Consider the following 16,707-nt stretch of genomic DNA (forward strand, 5'->3'; position numbering starts at 1 on the left):
ACGCGTCAACAACGTTGCGCCGCCATTCCATCACGAGACAACCGACATGACCTACTCATCGAAACGTCGAACCCTGTTGCTGGCCGCCGCGACGGCGCCGCTCGTTCTCACCGTCACCGCATGCGCGTCGCAACAGGCCGCCGCGCCGGACGCGGCCACCGCGGCGGCGAAGGCTGCCGCGGACGCCATTGCGCCCGCCGCGGCCGCGACGACGCTTGCCGATCTCGAACGCGACGCGGGCGGCCGTCTCGGCGTGTGCGCGATCGACACGGCGAGCGGCCGGGTCGTCGAGCATCGCGCGGGCGAACGCTTCCCGTTCTGCAGTACGTTCAAGGCGATGCTGGGCGCGGCGGTGCTCGCGCGGAGCGTCGAGCGGCCGGGCCTGCTGCAACAGCGCGTGACGTATACGAAGGCCGACCTCGTCAACTATTCGCCGGTGTCGGAGAAGCATGTCGGCGCGGGCATGACGGTCGCCGCGCTGTGCGAGGCCACGATCCAGTACAGCGACAACGCGGCCGCGAACCTGCTGATGAAGCTGATCGGCGGCCCGTCGGCGGTAACGGCCTACGCGCGCTCGATCGGCGACGACACGTTCCGGCTCGATCGATGGGAGACCGAACTGAATACCGCGCTGCCGGGCGACCCGCGCGACACGACGACGCCCGCCGCGATGGCCGCCAGCCTGCGCGTGCTGACGCTCGGCGACGCATTGCCGGCCGCGCAGCGCGCGCAGTTCGTCACGTGGCTGCGCGGCAACAAGGTCGGCGACAAGCGGATTCGCGCGGGCGTGCCGGCCGGGTGGGTGGTGGGTGACAAGACCGGTACCGGCGACTACGGGACGACGAACGACGTGGGCGTCATCTGGCCGACGTCGCGCGCGCCGATCGTGCTGGCCGTCTACTACACGCAGACGCGTGCCGATGCGCGGGCGAAGGACGACGTGATCGCGTCGGTCGCGCGCATCGTCGCGCAGACGTTCGGTTGAGCGGCGCGGCACGGCGTGCGTGACGAGCGCCGCGGGCGCGCCGTGCCGCAGTCGTGACCTGCGCGATCAAACGTTGTGCGATCAACGACTTAGGTCGCGCATGCTCAGGATATCCACATGCTTGCCAACAAAAATTGTGGACAAGCCCGCGCGCCGCGGCGCCCGGCGCGATGCGCGCCGCCGTGCCGCGTTCGAAGCAGCGCGGACAAAGTCTTTCGGATCAAGCGCTTGACCGCGGTATGCGCAGGCTATCCACACGCTTGCCAACACAATCTGTGGACAAGCACGGCAGGCGGCGTGACAGGCGGTGCGTCACGCGTCGAAGCGGTATGCGACCGTCGATTCGCCGGCCGCGCGCCGCTTTCGAAGCAGCGCGAACAAAGTCTTTCGGATCAAGCGCTTGGTCGCGGTATGCGCAGGCTATCCACATGCTTGCCAACACAATCTGTGGACAAGCTCGCGCGCTGCCGCGGCTGCAACGCTCAGGGCTGCCGATCGTCGACGGTGGGCCAGCGCGCGAACGCGAACACCCACAACATGATGAAGTTCAGCACCGGGATGAACATCGTCAGGATCCACCAGCCCGAATGCCCGGTGCGCCGAACGATGCGGACGTACGGATAGACGACGATGGCGACGAGCACGAGCGAGACGAGCAATTGCCACGCGGTGAAGTGTTCCATGGTCTTCCTCGGTTTGAAATGTCGTCATGCGGTGCCGGCGCAATGGCCGGCCCGGGGCGCCGACGCGCGTCGCCGGCGATGCGCGGCCGCGTGCGGCTTGCGTGATCTTGATGCGCGACGGGCGCGGGCGTCAAGGCATCGGCGGTGCGCTGCGATCGCACTGAATCGTCCGTGTTCGCGCAGGCCGAACCCGCGCGCTGCCGAAACGGTGACACGCGGCATGAACCCTAGGCCGATCAACGGGTTAGCGCAGGCTTGCGCAGGATATCCACAAGCTTGCCAACACAATCTGTGGGTAAGTGGCGCATCGTCGTGGCGTCGTGGCGTCGTGATGCGAAGTGCGGCGAAGCGGTGTGCGCGATGGCCATGACGCGCGCCGTGTCTGCATCACGCGTGCCAAAGTCCATCGGATCAAGGGTTTAGCGTCGCGGTGCGCAGGATATCCACAAGCTTGCCAACATTTTCTGTGGAGAAGTCCGCGTTCGCGATTCGGCCGATGCCACGCGCTGCCACGCTATGCGCGCCGGCTTACGCGGTGCAGATACCGGCCACGCCGACCTTCTGGAACAGGTGCGGGCTGGCGACGGCGGACGACGGATAGGCCGCCAGCTTCGCGACGAACTCCGGATGCGTGAAGGCCGCGCGAAACGCTTCCGTCGATTCCCAGATCGCGTAGTTCAGGTAAGTCGGGCTGTCGCCGAGCGCGCGGTGAAGCTGCGTCGAGATGAATCCCGGCTGCCGCTTCATGAATGCCGCATCGTCTTGCCAGACGGCGAGAAAGTCGGCTTCGTCGGCAGCTGCCAGCGTGAACACGTTGACGAGTACGACCGGCGCCGCGTCGATCGCGATCTGTTGCTGGATCGGAAAGGCCGGATCCATCGGCTTGAATTGAGGCATGGGCACTCCTGGTGGGGTAGCGGGGCAAGCGGGCGGTCACGCGTGGCCGTTTTGACCGTGCGCGCCGGACATCGCCGACAGCACGCGAAGCGCCGCGTCGAGGTCGGCCGAACTGAAATCGCCGGCAATGTCGCGGACATGCCGCTGCCACTGCTCGACCACGGCCTGATAGGCCGCTTCGCCGCGGGGCGTCAGCGCATACAACGGCGAGCGCTTGTGCGCCGGATTGGGCAACGACAGCACCAGCCCTTCGTCGGTCAGCACGTTGATCTGTTTCAGGACGGCCTGGCGCGTGATGCCCATCGCATCGGCGATCTGCGGGATGGTCGGCGCGTCCGGCGCCATCGAGATCGCGCCCAGCACCTGCCAGCGCGCACTGGTCAAGCCGTGCGGCCCGGCGAACGTGTTGCCCCATTCGATCAGCAGGCCGTTCAACCGGAATACGGACAGCGCGACGGCGGTCAACTTGTCGGATTTCGTCATACCGAGCTCGGATCTTGAATTGACAACCAGTTTACGTAATGGACAACTGGTTGTCAAATTGGCGGGTCGAGCGGATCGTCCACGACAACGTGCGCGAGCGCGTGCGTGCTCCGCTCCGGCGCATTTGCCGCGCACGTACGACAAACCCTTTCCGATCAAGGGTTTGGTGCCGTTAATGGAAGGTTGTCCACAAGCTTGCCAACATAATCTGTGGACAAGCCGCCAGCCGCCCGCACATCAGCCGGGCGGCGGGAAGCGCACCGTGACGGTCAGCCCGCCCCCGCCGCGCGTGGTGCCGAGCGCGACGGTCGCGCGATGCTGTTCGGCGATCCGCTTGACGATCGACAACCCGAGCCCGCTGCCCGACGACGTAATTGCCTGCGCGCCTTCGCCGCGATAGAAGCGTTCCCACACGTCCGTGCGTTCGGCCTCCGGGATGCCGGGGCCGTCGTCGGCGACTTCGAGCACGGGCGTCGCGCCGTCGATGCGCGCCGACACGTCGACGCGCGCGCCTTCGCCCGCATAGCGGATCGCGTTGTCGACGAGGTTGTTCAGCAGCACGCGCAGCGTGTCGGCATTGCCGGCGGCCATCACGGGCGCGTCGACGATCGCGCCGAGATCGATCCGGTGCGCGTCGGCCACACGTGCGCGGTCCGACACCACCGAGCGGCACAGCGCGGCGAGATCGACCGGCGCCGATGCGGCGGCGGCCGCCTGCGCATCGGGTTCGAGGCGCGCGAGCGTCAGCAACTGTTCGGCGAGGTGGCCGAGGCGTGTCGTGCCCGCATGGATTTGCGCGAGGATGTGCTCGCGTTCCTCGGCGCTCGCCGCGCGTCGCAGCAATTGCGACTGGATCGACAGCCCCATGATCGGCGTGCGCAGCTCGTGCGCGGCATCGGCGATGAAGTGCCGCTGCAACGTGAACGAGCGGTCGAGGCGTGCGAGCAGGTCGTTGATCGCCTCGGCGAGCGGGCGGACCTCGTTCGGCATCGACGCGACGTCGACCGGTTCGAGGTTGTTCGCATTCCTGCGTTTCAGGCCGGACGCGATCGCCCGCAACGGCCGCAGCCCCGCGCCGATGCCGAACCACAGGCCCAGCGCGAGCAGCGGCAGCATCGAGAACACGGGCCACAGCAGGTGGACGGCGATGCCCGCGATCGCTTCCCAGCGCGCATGCCGCGCCTGCGCGAGCCGGATCGTCGTGCCGCCGCGTTCGGTCACATAGGTGCGCCACGGCTGGCCGCCGACGTCGACGCTCGCGATGCCCTGCTGCGCGGGCGGCGGCAGCTTCGAATCGCGGTCGGTCGAATACACGAGCGTGCCGTTGCGCCACACCTGCAGCAGCACCGCGTCGGGGTCGCTCGCTTCGAAGCCGTGCTTGCCTTTGTCGTGGTTGCTGAACGACAGCTCGCCGTTCGGGCCGACGACGATCTGTTTCGACATGCTGCGCATCTGGTCGTCGAGCAGGTCGTCGAGTTCGCGCAGCGCGCCCCAGTAGGTGCCGGCGCTCGCGACCAGGCCGATCACGCACGCGGCCGGCAGCAGCCACGTCAGCAGGCGCCGCCGCAGCGACGCGTTGCGCCAGCGCGCGGCCGCGCGTTGGATGCGTGTCACGTGCCGTCACCGATCCGGTAGCCGACGCCGCGCACCGTGCGGATCATGTCGTGGCCGAGCTTCTTGCGCAGGTTGTGGATATGCACCTGCACCGCGTTGCTCTCGATTTCCTCGCCCCAGCTGTACAGCCGTTCCTCGAACTGTTCGCGCGAAATCACCGCGCCCGGTTCGCGCATCAGCTCGTGCAGCAGCACGAACTCCTTCGGCGACAGCGGCACTTCGTCGTCGTCGAGCCAGACGAGGTGCTTGACGGGATCGAGCCGCAGCGGGCCGATCGCGAGCGTGGTTTGCGCGCGGCCCGCATGGCGGCGGCTGACCGCGCGGATGCGGGCGAGCAGTTCGTCGAGTTCGAACGGCTTGACGAGGTAATCGTCCGCGCCGCTGTCGAGGCCCGCGATGCGGTCGGGCACGCCGTCGCGCGCGGTGATGATGATCGCGGGCAGGTTCTCGTCGCGGCGGCGCAGCGCGGCGAGCACCGACAGGCCGTCGCGGTTCGGCAGCCCGAGATCGAGCAGCAGCAGCCCGTAGCCGGTCGCACGCAGCGCGAGCGACGCGGCATCGCCGTCCTTCACCCAGTCGACCGCGAAGCCTTCCTGTTTGAGGCCCTGTTCGAGTCCGCTGCCGATCAGCGGATCGTCCTCGACGAGCAGTACGCGCATGGATTCGTGTCTCTCCAACGGGGGCGCCGCGGCGCCCGGAATTTCGCATGATAAGCGCACGTGTCTTAGGCGAAGCTTAAATGGGTGCGGTGCGCGGCCCGCTTTCGTACTCGTCCGGCGCGGCAACGTGTCACTTCGGCGCGCCCTTCAGGTTTGCTTAATCTTACGGTCCGTAATCTGGCGCCGTCGCGTTCAACGGAGCGCGGTGCCACATCGAAGAAGAGGACCGACATCATGAAACACCTGGCCAGAATCCTGGCGGTTGCGCTCGTCGCGCTGCCTGCCGCCGTCTACGCGCAATACACGGGGCCGTCCGCGCTGACCACGACGACCGTGAAGGAACTGCTCGCCAACGGGAAGGACGACCAGCACGTGCAGTTGCAGGGGCGCATCGTCAAGCACGTCGGCGGCGAGGATTACGAGTTCGCCGACGCCACCGGCACGATCCGCGTCGAGATCGACCACAAGCTGTGGGCGGCGGGCCAGCCCGTCAGCGACAAGAACGAGGTGAAGCTGACCGGCGAATTCGAGCGCAAATGGTCGGGCCGCGTGAAGGTCGACGCCGATCACGTCGAAGTGCTGCGCTGACCGGTGGGCGCGGGGCCGGTGATACCATGGACGATCGGTTCCCGTTCCCACCAAGATGGCCGCCAATTTCGACGAACTCGCGTCCCGGATCCGGGCGCAATTTTCCGAGCTGAGCCCGCAATTCCAGGCGGGCGCCGCTTTCCTGCTCGATCATCCCGACGAAGTCGCCACGTCGTCGATGCGCAAGGTCGCGCAGCGCGCGCAGGTGCAGCCTGCGTCGCTCGTGCGGCTCGCGCAGCAATTCGGCTTTCCCGGCTGGAACGAGCTGCGCGACCTGTGCGTCGCGCGCGTGCGCACGCGGCCCGAGCCGCTCACGCAACGTGCGCGCTCGCTGGTGCGGCCCGACGCGAAGGCGTCGCTCGCGCACGATCTGCTCGCCGCGCAGCAGCACAACCTGTCGGCGACCGCCGCGCAGAACGAGCACGCGCTCGCGGATGCGGCGAAGCTGCTCCGCAAGGCATCGCACGTGCACGTGGCGGGGTTTCGCTCGTGCTATCCGGTCGCGTTCGGTTTCGTCTACGGCTACCGGCTGTTCCGTCCGACCGTGTCGCTGCTCAACGGCGTCGCTGGTTCGCTCGAAATGGAGCTGCGGACGATCGCGAAGCAGAGCGTGACCGTGATCATCAGCTTCGCGCCGTATTCGGCCGAGGCGACGCGCGTCGCGCAGGCGGCGAAAGCGCAGGGCAGCAAGATCGTCGCGATTACCGACAGCGCGGTGTCGCCGATCGCGCTGCACGCGGACGCGCAACTGATCTTCACGCACGACAGCCCGTCGTTCTTTCCGTCGCTGGTGGCCGCGCATGCGATGGCCGAGGCGCTGGTCGCGCAGTTGCTGGCGCTCGAAGGCAGCGATGCGGTCGCGGCGCTCGAGCGGACCGAAGCGGAACTGCACGCGAAGGGCGCGTACGTCGTTTGACGGGCGCGGGATGTGCGGCGGGTTGGGCCCGCTTTCATTGACGACTCGATGCAACCGATGACGTTGACCTATGCAGTGACCGACGCGGCCGACGCGGACGTGCGCAAGCAGATCGTCGCGCCGCTTATCCGCTTCAACGAACGCCAGGCCGGCCCGGCCGACTTCCGGCCGCTGGCCGTGATCGCGACCGACGCGGCCGGCTCGGTGGTCGGCGGCCTGTGGGGCGGCACGGCGTTCGGCTGGCTGCATGTCGACCTGCTCGTGGTGCCCGAGGCCGCGCGCGGCCAGGGCGCCGGCACGCGCATCATGGATCTGGCCGAACGAGAGGCCGTCGCGCGCGGCTGCCACAGCGCGTGGCTCGATACGTTCGACTTCCAGGCGCGGCCGTTCTACGAGAAGCGTGGCTATGTGCGTTTCGGCGAGCTGCCCGATTATCCGCTCGGGCACACGCGCATCTTCCTGACGAAGAAGCTTGCGGGCTGAGCGGCGCCGCGCGGCACGGTTGACGATGCCGCCGGCCGTCGCCTACGATACCGGGCAGCGATGCAGGTCGCTTCCGGGTCCGCGGAAAGGGTTCAACCCACCTGTCGCAGCCAATCCAGTCTTCCCCATCCTTCGTGCTGGCGGTATTGCGGACCTTCGGCCATCCATGCACGAGGATTCGCATGAAAAAGCTGCCTCCGAACGCCCATCCCGATCATCTGAAAAAGCAGGCCAAGGCATTGTTGCGCCTGTATCGACAGGGCGACGCCGACGCCGTCGCGCGCTTCGTCGAATTCCTGCCCGCCGCCGCGCATCGCACGCATGACGAAGCGCTCGCGCTCGGGCTGCGCCTGCATGACGCGCAGTCCTGCATCGCGCGCGAGTACGGTTTTGCTTCGTGGGCCGATCTCGGCGCGTTCGTCGAAACGCATGCGCTCGCGCGGCAACCGCGGTCGCAGTTGATCCGGCGCTGGCTCGATCTCGCCTACGGCGCCGACGTGACCGGCGGCTTCGACGCGGCCCGGCCGCGCGTCGCCGCGCAATTGCTGCGCGACCATCCCGATCTCGTGTCGGCGGATCCGGCCGTCGCGTGCGCGGCGGGCGATCTCGACGCGGTGAAGGCGGCGCTGGCCGCCGATCCCGGCTGGATCGCGCGCGCCGCCGGTGCGCTGAAGTTGCCGCCGCTCGTCGCCGTCACGCATTCGCGGCTCGGGCAGCTTCCCGAATTCGCGGCCAGGCTGCGCGCGTGCGCGCGTCACCTGCTCGATGCGGGCGCCGATCCGAACCAGCGGATCGGTAACCGGTATCCGCCGGCATCACTTGCCGAGCCCGACGAGTCGGAATCGTTGTCGGCGCTGTATGGCGCCGCCGGCGTCAATCGCGATCCGGCGCTCACCGCGATGCTGCTGGAAGCGGGCGCCGATCCGAACGACGGCGAATCGCTGTATCACTCGGTGGAGAACCCGGCGTGCACGCGCCTGCTGCTCGAGCACGGCGCACGGGTGGGCGGGACGAATGCGTTGCGGCGGGCGCTCGACGTGCCGGACGCGGCCGCGCTCGAATTGCTGCTCGCGCACGGCGGCGACCCGAACGAACCGGCCGGCGAAGGGCCGACGAAGACGTGGGGCGCGCCGTTGCTGCGCGCGATCGCCGTGCGTTGCCCGGCGCGCCACGTCGCCGCACTGCTGGCGGCCGGCGCCGATCCCGGTGCGCGGACCGCGGCAGGCGTCAGCGCGTACCGGCTGGCCATGCAGACCGGGTTGTCGGACGTCGCGGCGCTGTTGCGCGCGGCCGGCGCGGACGAGGCGCTCGACACGCAAGACGCGTTCGTGGCGGCCTGCGCGCGCGCCGATGCCGACGACGCACGGCGTATCCAGGCGCGCCATCCCGAACTGCCCGGCGCGTTATCCGTCGACCGGCTCCGGTTGCTGCCGGACGCCGCCGCGTGGGGTTCGCGCGATGCGGTGAAGGTGATGGTCGAGCTCGGCTGGCCGATCGCCTCGCGCGGCGGCGACTGGGACGCGAGCGCGCTGAATCACTCGGTGTTCCGCGGCGATGCCGAACTGCTCGCGTTCCTGCTCGCGCATGGCGCAAGCTGGCGCGACCTGCACGGATTCGGCAGCGACGCGCTCGGCACGTTGTCGTGGGCGTCCGTCAACGAGCCGGAGGGCATCGGCGATCCCGACTGGGAAGCGTGCGCGCGCATGCTGCTCGCGCACGGCGTGCCGCCAGCGGTGCGCGATCCGTCGAATCCGGAAGGCGTGGTGATCGACGGTCGCGCGATGCGGTTCTCCGACGCTGTTACCGACGTGTTGCTCGGCATTGACGTCGGGCCGCCCGCATCGACGTGAACCGCGCGGGCCGCCGTGCGTGGCGGCCCGCATTCGGCACGGGCGCGTGTTTCCTGTCGCGCGCCGACATTTCGGCGAAAGCTGAAACGTCGCGCGCACGACCGGCGTAAGCTCACCGTCAACACCTTCCCGGAGTTCGCGATGACCCGTTCCGACCAGCAAGCCCGCCACGCCGAAGTTTTCCGTGCACTGCATACGCGCCCCGGCGCGTTCATCATCCCGAACCCGTGGGACGCCGGCACCGCGCGCCTGCTCGCGATGGCCGGCTTCGAAGCGCTCGCCACGACGAGCGCCGGCTACGCGTTTTCGAAAGGGCAGCCCGACAACGCGATCGACCGCGACGCGATGCTCGATCACATTGCCGATCTCGTCGCCGCGGGCGGCCTGCCCGTGAGCGCCGATCTCGAGAACGGCTTCGGCGACGCGCCCGACACGGTGGCCGAAACGATCCGGCTGGCGGCCGAGGCGGGCGCGGTCGGCGGCTCGATCGAGGATGCGACCGGCCGCGCCGATACGCCGATCTATGCGCGCGACGCGTCGGTCGAGCGCATCGCGGCGGCCGTCGATGCGGCGCGCGCGCTGCCGTTTCCGTTCACGCTGACCGCGCGCTGCGAAAACTACCTGCACGGCCGCCGCGACCTCGACGACACGATCGCGCGGCTCGTCGACTATCGCGACGCCGGCGCCGACGTGCTGTATGCGCCCGGCATCACCGACGCCGACGAGATCGCGGCGGTGACGCGGGCGGTCGGCGCACCCGTCAATGTCGTCATGGGTCTGCAGGGCGGCTTGCTGAGCCTCGACGAGCTGGCGGCGCTCGGCGTGAAGCGCGTCAGCGTCGGCGGCGCGCTGGCGCGGGCCGCGTTGGGCGCATTCCTGCGCGCGGCGACGGAGATGCGGCGCGACGGCACGTTCACTTTTACCCAGGCGGCCGTGCCGGGGCGCGATATCAACCGCTGGTTTGCCGCGCCGGATAATTCACCGATTTTGTTGGACGAATGAGCCCCAATAAAAACCGGAATCGTTTCCGCCGAAACATTGATTGACAATAATCAACCGATTTCGCGTCCGGATTAATCGTCGGTGACGGCGCGAAAATCATCGTCTATTCTCCGCATTCCATCCGATCGACCGCGGCCGGCGCGTAAGCCGCGCCGGGCCTGCCGCCCGGCGAGCCGTTATACGCGACGATGCCGCGCATTGTTGCAGGTTCCCGTTCGAAGCATTTTCGTGCGCGGGAGTTGCCGGATGATTTTTTGATTGATAATCTGCGGCACGTTCCAATGAGCGGTGAGTGGGCTGCCGGGAATATCAATATATTCAATATATAAAAAGCTGAGAGAGCGATGACGATCCGAGAAAATCACCGAGTCGGGTTTCGCGTGGGCGATGTCGTGACGCTGAAAACGGGCGGGCCGCGCATGACCGTCACGTATGCCGGGCCCGTCGTGTTCGACGACGGCGACTGGCTGATCTGCCAGTGGTTCGACGAAAGCGGCGAGTTCCGGCAGGAAATGTTCCATCACGACACGGTGGTGCCCGAGCCGCGCGCGATTTCGGCCGGGCGGGTCCGGCTGCGCATGCAGTCGCACCGCTACCGGTCGGCGGCCTGACGCCGGCCGGGCGCTGCGATGCCGCGGCGCGTGGCGCCCGGCGTCCGTGCAGCGACATTTCACGCCATCCCGAAACATCGGGCGGCGCACTGCGACGATACTGAACGCATGAACCCGACCGATCCCATTGCCGCGGTCACGCACCGCGATCCCTATCCCTATTACGCCGCGCTCGTCGACGGGCCGCCGCTTGCGTTCGACGCCACGCTCGGCCTGTGGGTCGCGAGCCGCGCGGCGGCCGTGACGGCCGTGCTCGGCCATCCGGCCTGCCGCGTGCGCCCGCTCGATGCGCCGGTGCCGCCCGCGTTGCGCGGCACGACGGCCGGCGCACTGTTCGGCGAGCTGGTGCGCATGAACGATGGCGCGTCGCGACACGACGTGCCGAAGCAGGCGTTGCGCGCGGCGTTCGCGCCGATCGACACGGATACGCTGCGCGATCGCGCCGACGTGCTTGCCGCCCGGCGGTTGCCGGTGCCGGGCGATGCCGACGCGCTGAACGCGTGGTGCATGACGGTGCCGGTGTGCGTGGTTGCCGATCTGCTGGGCTTCGACGAAACGCAACTCGACGACATTGCCGCGCAGGTCGTCGATTTCGTCGCCGCGCTGTCGCCGCTGTCGGATGCCGCGGCGCTGGCCCGTGCGAGCGACGCGGCGCGGCACCTGCTCGACCGGATGACGGAGCGCGTTGCACGGTCGCATGCGCACGACGGCACGCTGGTCGCCGCCGTGCAGCAGGCGGCCCGCGCGTCGGGCTGGCACGCGAGCGGCGCGCTGGTCGCGAATCTCGTCGGGTTGCTGTCGCAGACGTGCGAGGCGACGGCCGCGTGGCTCGGCAATGCACTCGTGGCATGGGACGGCGAAGCCGGCGCGGCGCCGGACGCGGCCGCGCTCGACGCATTCGTCGCCGAAGTCGGGCGTTTCGAGGCGCCGGTGCAGAACACGCGCCGCTTCGTCGCGGCACGCACGACGATCGAAGGCGTGAGCGTCGAGGCCGGCGACGCGATCCTCGTCGTGCTTGCGGCAGCGAACCGCGATCCGGCGGTGCATCGCGATCCGCACCGGCTGATGCCCGGCCGCGCGGCAGGGCCGAATTTCGGCTTCGGCACGGGGCCGCACGGGTGTCCGGGCGAGCGGATCGCACGGGCGGTGACGGCGGGGGCATTCGCGGCGCGATTGCGCGCGGGCGGCTGGCCGCCGCGCGACGCACTGAAGTGGGATTACCGCGCGTCGACCAACGTCAGGATGCCCAAGTTCGACGCGATGCGGTGAAGAGGAAAGAGGGACTTAACGGCAGCCTTGTTTTTCCGCCCATTGCTCCTGGGCGGCGACGCGGCGCTGCACGCGTTCGACGAGGCCGGTCGAGAAGGTCCGCATGCTGACGCCGCGGCGCTTCGCGAGGATCGTCTGCGCGACGTCGGTGCGCGGGTTCGGCTGGCACGCCCAGTACAGCGTCATCAGCCAGCCGATGCCCGTCCACGCGAACAGCGCGTTGAACATCGCGATCGTCAGCTTGTCGTGCCGGCCGCGCCGGTCGGCAATGACGGCCGGCAGGAAATAGAGCGCGATCGCCGCGACTGAACCGGCCACTTGAATCAGGACTGCATCATGCATGGTGCTGCTCCGTCCGAACTGCAATGAGGCTGATTGTCGCGCTTTTTCCGTTCGTGTGCAGGCAATTGATTGTTGCGCTTTTGGTGACGATCAGGCGGCTTCGGCGTCCGCCGGCTGCACGTCGTTGCTCAGCGCGAAACCTTCGTCGAGCCAGCCCGTCACGCCGCCGATCATCAGTTTGACCGGGCGGCCGAGGCGCGCGAGCCGGATCGCCGCGCGCGCGGCGCCGTTGCAGTGCGGCCCCGCGCAGTAGACGACGAACAGCGTATCGGCCGCGTAACCGGCGAGCTTGCTTTCGATGATCTTGCGGTGCGGCAGGTTGCGCGCGCCGGGCACGTGGCCGGCGGCGAACAGGTCCGGCCCGCGCACGTCGAGCAGCACGAAATCGGGCGTACCGGACGCGAGTGCGTCGTGCACGTCCCAGCAATCGGTCTCGAAGCGCAGCGATGCCTCGAAATGCGCGAGGGCGGCGGGGCTGTCCGCGGCGGGGATGTCGGTGACATGGGACATGGTCGGGCTCTCCTGGTCGAGCGGGCACGGAACGCGCCGCAATGAAGGGCAGTATCGCGGTTCGGCGCGTTTCGCGGCAGTGGCGCGATCGACAAGTTCCGGTAACATCGCGCCATGCACAATCATCTCGTCGTCGCGCTCGCCTACGATCGTCTCTGCACGTTCGAATTCGGCTGCGTGGTCGAACTGTTCGCGCTCGAGCGCCCGGAGCTGGGCGTCGACTGGTATCGCTTCGCGGTCTGCGCGAGCGAGCCGGGGCCCGTGCGCGCGGCGGGCGGCATTACCGTTGCCGCGCCGTACCGGCTCGCGACGCTCGATCGCGCGGACACCATCGTGATTCCCGGCTGGCGCGATCCGGACGAGCTGCCGCCCGAGCCGCTGCTGAAGAAGCTGCGGGCCGCGCACCGACGCGGCGCGCGGCTCTGCTCGATCTGTTCGGGCGTGTTCGTGCTGGCGGCGGCCGGCGTGCTCGACGGTCTCACCGTGACGACGCACTGGCGGTATGCGGAACGCCTGCAGGCGCGTTATCCGGCGCTGCGCGTGAATCCCGATGCGCTGTACGTCGACGAAGGACAGATCGTCACGTCGGCCGGCTCGGCGGCGGGGCTCGACATGCTGCTGCATCTCGTGCGCCGCGATTACGGCGGCGCGATCGCGAACCGCGTCGCGCAGCGCCTCGTGCTGCCGCCGCATCGCGACGGCGGACAGGCGCAGTTCGTGCCGCGCCCGGTCGCGCCGGGCGGCACCGACCGGCTCGCGAAACTGATCGACTGGATGCGCGCGCATGCGGCCGAGCCGCACACGCTCGCGTCGCTCGCCGCGCAGGCCGCGATGAGCACGCGCACGCTGCAGCGTCAGTTCGCGGATGCGACGGGGATGTCGCCGCTCGCGTGGCTGATCCGCGAACGCGTGAACGTCGCGAAGGACATGCTCGAAGCGCAGCCCGCGTTGCCGCTTGCGCAGGTCGCGGCGCGCGCCGGGTTCGGTTCCGAGGAATCGCTGCGCCGGCATTTCCGGCGCGTCGCGGCGACCAGCCCGGCCGCGTACCGGCGCGGGATGGATCGCGGCGGTACGTAGCGAGCGCCGGGCGGGACCGCGCGTGCGCGACGAAGAAAAGCACACCCGATGTGGCGCGGCCACTCATTCAAAAAAGGGATTCCGATGACGATACTGCCTTCCCGTTTGCCGTTGATCCAGGCCCCGATGGTGGGCTCGCTGAGCCCGCTCGCGATTGCCGTGTGCGAAGCCGGCGGGCTCGGTTCGCTCGCGTGCGCGGCGCTCGGCCCGCAGCAGTTGCGCGACGAGATCGCGGCGATCCGTGCGCGCACGGCCGCGCCGTTCAACGTGAATTTCTTCTGCCACGCGCCGCCCGCGCCCGATGCCGAGGTCGATGCGCGCTGGCGCGCGGCGCTCGCCGGCTACTACGCGGAAGCCGGGCTCGACCCGGCCGACGTGAAAGGCGGCCCCGGCCGCGCGCCGTTCGACGATACGATGTGCGCGGTCGTCGAGGAGTTGCGGCCGGCCGTCGTGAGCTTCCATTTCGGACTGCCGGACGACGCGCTGCTCGACCGCGTGCGCCGCACGGGCGCGCAGGTGGTGTCGTCCGCGACGACCGTCGAGGAGGCGCGCTGGCTCGATGCGCGCGGCGTCGACGCGATCGTCGCGCAAGGGGCGGAGGCCGGCGGCCATCGCGGGATGTTCCTGACCGACGACATCCACGCGCAGCCGGGCCTGTTCGCGTTGCTGCCGCAGATCGTCGATGCCGTGCGCGCGCCGGTGATCGCAGCCGGTGCGATCGCCGACGGGCGCGGCATCGCGGCCGCGTTCGCGCTCGGCGCGAGCGCGGTGCAGATCGGCACCGGCTACCTGCTGACGCCGCAGGCCGGCCGTTCGGCGCAGCATCGAGCGGCCGTGCGCGCCGCCCGCGACGACGGCACGCGCATGACCAACCTGTACACGGGCCGCCCCGCACGCGGGCTGCTGACGCGCTTCATGCGCGAACAGGGGCCGATGAGTGCGCTCGCGCCGGCGTTTCCGCTCGCGACGGCCGCGGTCGATCCGCTGCGCGGCGCGTTCGAGCGGCAGGGCCGCGACGATTTCTCGTTGTTGTGGTCGGGCGAGGCCGCGGCGCTCGCGCGCGAAGAGGATGCCGGTGAACTGACGCGGCGCCTGTGGCACGACGCGCTCGCGTGCGCGGCCGGGCTGCGCGACGCGTTTCCGAAGGCTGGCTGAACGGCCAGGAGGGGCGCCGGCGGGGGAGCATCGGCGTATGATCTGGATTTTCGTCAGCCCGATCCAGGCACCCCCACCATGACTTCCGTCGACACTACCCCCGTCCTCGACCATGACAAGCTCGTTACCTTCATCGAGCGCAAGTGGAACGATGAAATTCTCCACGCACTGACCGACTACATCGCGATTCCCGCGAAGAGTCCCGCATTCGACCCCGACTGGGAGAAGCGCGGTTATCTCGAGCGGGTCGTCACCGACGCCGCGCAGTGGGCCGAACGGCAACCCGTGAAGGGCCTCAAGCTCGAGATCGTGCGCCTGCCCGGCCGCACGCCGGTGATCTTCTTCGAGTCGCCGGCCACGCGCTCGGGCAGCACCGACACGATCCTGCTGTACGGCCACCTCGACAAGCAGCCCGAATTCGACGGCTGGCGCGCGGATCTCGGCCCGTGGACGCCGAAGTTCGAGAACGGCAAGCTGTACGGCCGCGGCGGCGCGGACGACGGCTATGCGATCTACGCGAGCCTCGCGGCGCTGGGCGCGCTCGACGAGCAGGGCATCGAGCGGCCGCGCTGCGTCGGCCTGATCGAAACCTGCGAAGAGTCGGGCAGCTACGACCTGCTGCCGTACGTTGACGCATTGCGCGATCGGCTCGGCCAGGTATCGCTCGTCGTGTGCCTCGATTCGGGCGCCGGCAACTACGACCAGATGTGGCTCACCACGTCGCTGCGCGGCCTCGTGTCCGGCGACCTGCAGGTCGAGGTGCTGGAAGAAGGCATCCACTCGGGCGTGTACGGCGGCATCGCGCCGTCGAGCTTCCGCGTGATGCGCCAGTTGTTCGAACGCCTCGAGGACGCGAAGAACGGCAACCTGCTGCCGGGCGCGTTCCATTGCGAGATTCCGTCGAGCCGCGTGCGCGAAGCCGAGGCCGCTGCCGCGATTCTCGGCGATACGGTGTGGAAGGGGCTGCCCTGGGCGTGCGGCCAGGACGGCAAGCCCGTGCTGCCGACCACGACCGATCCGCGCGAGGCGCTGCTGAATTCGACGTGGCGTCCGTCGCTGTCGGTGACGGGCGCGGCCGGCCTGCCGGCGCTCGCCGATGCGGGCAACGTGCTGCGTCCGCGCACCGCGTTCAAGCTGTCGCTGCGGCTGCCGCCGCTCGTCGACGCCGCGCAGGCCGTGCAGCAACTGAAGGCGTTGCTCGAGCTCGACCCGCCGTACAACGCGAAGGTCACGTTCAAGCCCGACGCGGGCGCCGCGACGGGCTGGAGCGCGCCGGATCTCGCGCCGTGGCTCGCGTCGTCGCTCGACGCCGCGTCGCGCCGCCACTTCGGCGCCGACTGCGCGTACATGGGCCTCGGCGGCACGATCCCGCTGATGAACGTGCTGCAGGAAGGCTTCCCGGCTGCGCAATTCATGGTGTGCGGCGTGCTCGGGCCGAAGTCGAACGCGCACGGCCCGAACGAGTTTCTGCACGTGCCGTATGCGAAGAAGCTCACGGCGGCGGTGGCCGACGTGATCGCGACCGCGCGCTGAGCGTCGCAGCGTTCGACGTAGCGATTGCCCGACCCGAACCGACTGGATGG

At 69.2% G+C, this 16,707-nt stretch carries 18 protein-coding genes; 11 read left to right on the forward strand and 7 right to left on the reverse strand.

Annotated elements, in window-relative coordinates; translation table 11 throughout:
- Positions 1 to 46 precede the first annotated feature (46 nt).
- On the forward strand, positions 47 to 985 hold the full coding sequence (gene blaPEN-B / locus HWX14_RS09735) for a PEN-B family class A beta-lactamase (protein ID WP_175882533.1): 939 nt from the start codon (positions 47 to 49) through the stop codon (positions 983 to 985).
- A 482-nt stretch (positions 986 to 1,467) separates the two neighbouring features.
- Here the strand turns inward: blaPEN-B and HWX14_RS09740 are convergent, their stop codons facing one another.
- From HWX14_RS09740 to HWX14_RS09760, 5 genes are all read right to left on the reverse strand, one after another.
- Positions 1,468 to 1,668 carry a hypothetical protein gene (locus HWX14_RS09740; protein WP_175882534.1) on the reverse strand — a complete coding sequence of 67 codons (201 nt, stop codon included), beginning with the start codon at positions 1,666 to 1,668 and terminating at the stop codon, positions 1,468 to 1,470.
- Positions 1,669 to 2,196: 528 nt separating this feature from the next.
- Entirely contained in the window at positions 2,197 to 2,565 is a 369-nt protein-coding gene (locus tag HWX14_RS09745) for an antibiotic biosynthesis monooxygenase family protein (RefSeq protein WP_175882535.1), read from the reverse strand.
- A 36-nt stretch (positions 2,566 to 2,601) separates the two neighbouring features.
- A complete protein-coding gene (locus HWX14_RS09750; protein ID WP_175882536.1) occupies positions 2,602 to 3,048 on the reverse strand; it encodes a MarR family winged helix-turn-helix transcriptional regulator in 447 nt (148 codons plus the stop codon).
- 237 nt (positions 3,049 to 3,285) lie between these two features.
- On the reverse strand, positions 3,286 to 4,662 hold the full coding sequence (locus HWX14_RS09755) for an ATP-binding protein (protein ID WP_175882537.1): 1,377 nt from the start codon (positions 4,660 to 4,662) through the stop codon (positions 3,286 to 3,288).
- The gene (locus HWX14_RS09760) at positions 4,659 to 5,321 is read right to left on the reverse strand and encodes a response regulator (RefSeq protein WP_027781177.1); all 663 of its coding nucleotides are present in this window, start codon (positions 5,319 to 5,321) and stop codon (positions 4,659 to 4,661) included. The genes HWX14_RS09755 and HWX14_RS09760 overlap by 4 nt, the downstream gene beginning before the upstream one ends.
- 234 nt (positions 5,322 to 5,555) lie before the next feature.
- Here HWX14_RS09760 and HWX14_RS09765 point away from each other — a divergent pair, with 234 nt between their 5' ends.
- From HWX14_RS09765 to HWX14_RS09795, 7 genes are all read left to right on the forward strand, one after another.
- The gene (locus HWX14_RS09765) at positions 5,556 to 5,909 is read left to right on the forward strand and encodes a NirD/YgiW/YdeI family stress tolerance protein (RefSeq protein ID WP_006480793.1); all 354 of its coding nucleotides are present in this window, start codon (positions 5,556 to 5,558) and stop codon (positions 5,907 to 5,909) included.
- Between the two features lie 55 nt (positions 5,910 to 5,964).
- Positions 5,965 to 6,825, forward strand: a complete 861-nt coding sequence (locus HWX14_RS09770; protein ID WP_175882538.1) for a MurR/RpiR family transcriptional regulator — start codon at positions 5,965 to 5,967, stop codon at positions 6,823 to 6,825.
- A gap of 57 nt (positions 6,826 to 6,882) precedes the next feature.
- Positions 6,883 to 7,308: a GNAT family N-acetyltransferase gene (locus HWX14_RS09775; RefSeq protein WP_175882539.1), complete on the forward strand. Its 426-nt coding sequence runs from the start codon at positions 6,883 to 6,885 to the stop codon at positions 7,306 to 7,308.
- Between the two features lie 182 nt (positions 7,309 to 7,490).
- Entirely contained in the window at positions 7,491 to 9,158 is a 1,668-nt protein-coding gene (locus tag HWX14_RS09780) for an ankyrin repeat domain-containing protein (protein WP_175882540.1), read from the forward strand.
- A gap of 141 nt (positions 9,159 to 9,299) precedes the next feature.
- Positions 9,300 to 10,160: an isocitrate lyase/phosphoenolpyruvate mutase family protein gene (locus HWX14_RS09785; RefSeq protein WP_175882541.1), complete on the forward strand. Its 861-nt coding sequence runs from the start codon at positions 9,300 to 9,302 to the stop codon at positions 10,158 to 10,160.
- A 344-nt stretch (positions 10,161 to 10,504) separates the two neighbouring features.
- A complete protein-coding gene (locus HWX14_RS09790; RefSeq protein WP_174992436.1) occupies positions 10,505 to 10,771 on the forward strand; it encodes a YodC family protein in 267 nt (88 codons plus the stop codon).
- A gap of 108 nt (positions 10,772 to 10,879) precedes the next feature.
- Positions 10,880 to 12,040 carry a cytochrome P450 gene (locus tag HWX14_RS09795; protein ID WP_175882542.1) on the forward strand — a complete coding sequence of 387 codons (1,161 nt, stop codon included), beginning with the start codon at positions 10,880 to 10,882 and terminating at the stop codon, positions 12,038 to 12,040.
- 15 nt (positions 12,041 to 12,055) lie between these two features.
- On the opposite strand, the gene HWX14_RS09800 is transcribed toward HWX14_RS09795, so the two are convergent.
- Both HWX14_RS09800 and HWX14_RS09805 read right to left on the reverse strand, forming a co-directional pair.
- Positions 12,056 to 12,382 (reverse strand): superinfection immunity protein, encoded by a 327-nt coding sequence (locus HWX14_RS09800; protein WP_006480800.1) that lies wholly within the window; start codon positions 12,380 to 12,382, stop codon positions 12,056 to 12,058.
- 90 nt (positions 12,383 to 12,472) lie between these two features.
- The gene (locus tag HWX14_RS09805; RefSeq protein ID WP_175882543.1) at positions 12,473 to 12,892 is read right to left on the reverse strand and encodes a rhodanese-like domain-containing protein; all 420 of its coding nucleotides are present in this window, start codon (positions 12,890 to 12,892) and stop codon (positions 12,473 to 12,475) included.
- A gap of 114 nt (positions 12,893 to 13,006) precedes the next feature.
- Here HWX14_RS09805 and ftrA point away from each other — a divergent pair, with 114 nt between their 5' ends.
- From ftrA to HWX14_RS09820, 3 genes are all read left to right on the forward strand, one after another.
- A complete protein-coding gene (gene ftrA / locus HWX14_RS09810) occupies positions 13,007 to 13,969 on the forward strand; it encodes a transcriptional regulator FtrA (RefSeq protein WP_175882544.1) in 963 nt (320 codons plus the stop codon).
- An 84-nt stretch (positions 13,970 to 14,053) separates the two neighbouring features.
- Positions 14,054 to 15,124: a nitronate monooxygenase gene (locus HWX14_RS09815; RefSeq protein WP_175882545.1), complete on the forward strand. Its 1,071-nt coding sequence runs from the start codon at positions 14,054 to 14,056 to the stop codon at positions 15,122 to 15,124.
- Between the two features lie 78 nt (positions 15,125 to 15,202).
- A complete protein-coding gene (locus HWX14_RS09820) occupies positions 15,203 to 16,657 on the forward strand; it encodes a M20 family metallopeptidase (protein WP_175882546.1) in 1,455 nt (484 codons plus the stop codon).
- Positions 16,658 to 16,707 lie beyond the last annotated feature (50 nt).

Origin of the sequence: Burkholderia sp. BCC0044, from assembly GCF_902832955.1 — a bacterium.
GTDB lineage: Bacteria > Pseudomonadota > Gammaproteobacteria > Burkholderiales > Burkholderiaceae > Burkholderia.

Excerpts from the sequence above, each read along its gene's own strand:
- blaPEN-B (WP_175882533.1), top strand. The coding sequence starts at position 47 with ATGACCTACTCATCGAAACGTCGAACCCTGTTGCTGGCCGCCGCGACG.
- HWX14_RS09740 (WP_175882534.1), bottom strand. The coding sequence starts at position 1,668 with ATGGAACACTTCACCGCGTGGCAATTGCTCGTCTCGCTCGTGCTCGTC.
- HWX14_RS09745 (WP_175882535.1), bottom strand. The coding sequence starts at position 2,565 with ATGCCTCAATTCAAGCCGATGGATCCGGCCTTTCCGATCCAGCAACAG.
- HWX14_RS09750 (WP_175882536.1), bottom strand. The coding sequence starts at position 3,048 with ATGACGAAATCCGACAAGTTGACCGCCGTCGCGCTGTCCGTATTCCGG.
- HWX14_RS09760 (WP_027781177.1), bottom strand. The coding sequence starts at position 5,321 with ATGCGCGTACTGCTCGTCGAGGACGATCCGCTGATCGGCAGCGGACTC.
- HWX14_RS09765 (WP_006480793.1), top strand. The coding sequence starts at position 5,556 with ATGAAACACCTGGCCAGAATCCTGGCGGTTGCGCTCGTCGCGCTGCCT.
- HWX14_RS09770 (WP_175882538.1), top strand. The coding sequence starts at position 5,965 with ATGGCCGCCAATTTCGACGAACTCGCGTCCCGGATCCGGGCGCAATTT.
- HWX14_RS09775 (WP_175882539.1), top strand. The coding sequence starts at position 6,883 with ATGACGTTGACCTATGCAGTGACCGACGCGGCCGACGCGGACGTGCGC.
- HWX14_RS09780 (WP_175882540.1), top strand. The coding sequence starts at position 7,491 with ATGAAAAAGCTGCCTCCGAACGCCCATCCCGATCATCTGAAAAAGCAG.
- HWX14_RS09785 (WP_175882541.1), top strand. The coding sequence starts at position 9,300 with ATGACCCGTTCCGACCAGCAAGCCCGCCACGCCGAAGTTTTCCGTGCA.
- HWX14_RS09790 (WP_174992436.1), top strand. The coding sequence starts at position 10,505 with ATGACGATCCGAGAAAATCACCGAGTCGGGTTTCGCGTGGGCGATGTC.
- HWX14_RS09795 (WP_175882542.1), top strand. The coding sequence starts at position 10,880 with ATGAACCCGACCGATCCCATTGCCGCGGTCACGCACCGCGATCCCTAT.
- HWX14_RS09800 (WP_006480800.1), bottom strand. The coding sequence starts at position 12,382 with ATGCATGATGCAGTCCTGATTCAAGTGGCCGGTTCAGTCGCGGCGATC.
- HWX14_RS09805 (WP_175882543.1), bottom strand. The coding sequence starts at position 12,892 with ATGTCCCATGTCACCGACATCCCCGCCGCGGACAGCCCCGCCGCCCTC.
- ftrA (WP_175882544.1), top strand. The coding sequence starts at position 13,007 with ATGCACAATCATCTCGTCGTCGCGCTCGCCTACGATCGTCTCTGCACG.
- HWX14_RS09815 (WP_175882545.1), top strand. The coding sequence starts at position 14,054 with ATGACGATACTGCCTTCCCGTTTGCCGTTGATCCAGGCCCCGATGGTG.
- HWX14_RS09820 (WP_175882546.1), top strand. The coding sequence starts at position 15,203 with ATGACTTCCGTCGACACTACCCCCGTCCTCGACCATGACAAGCTCGTT.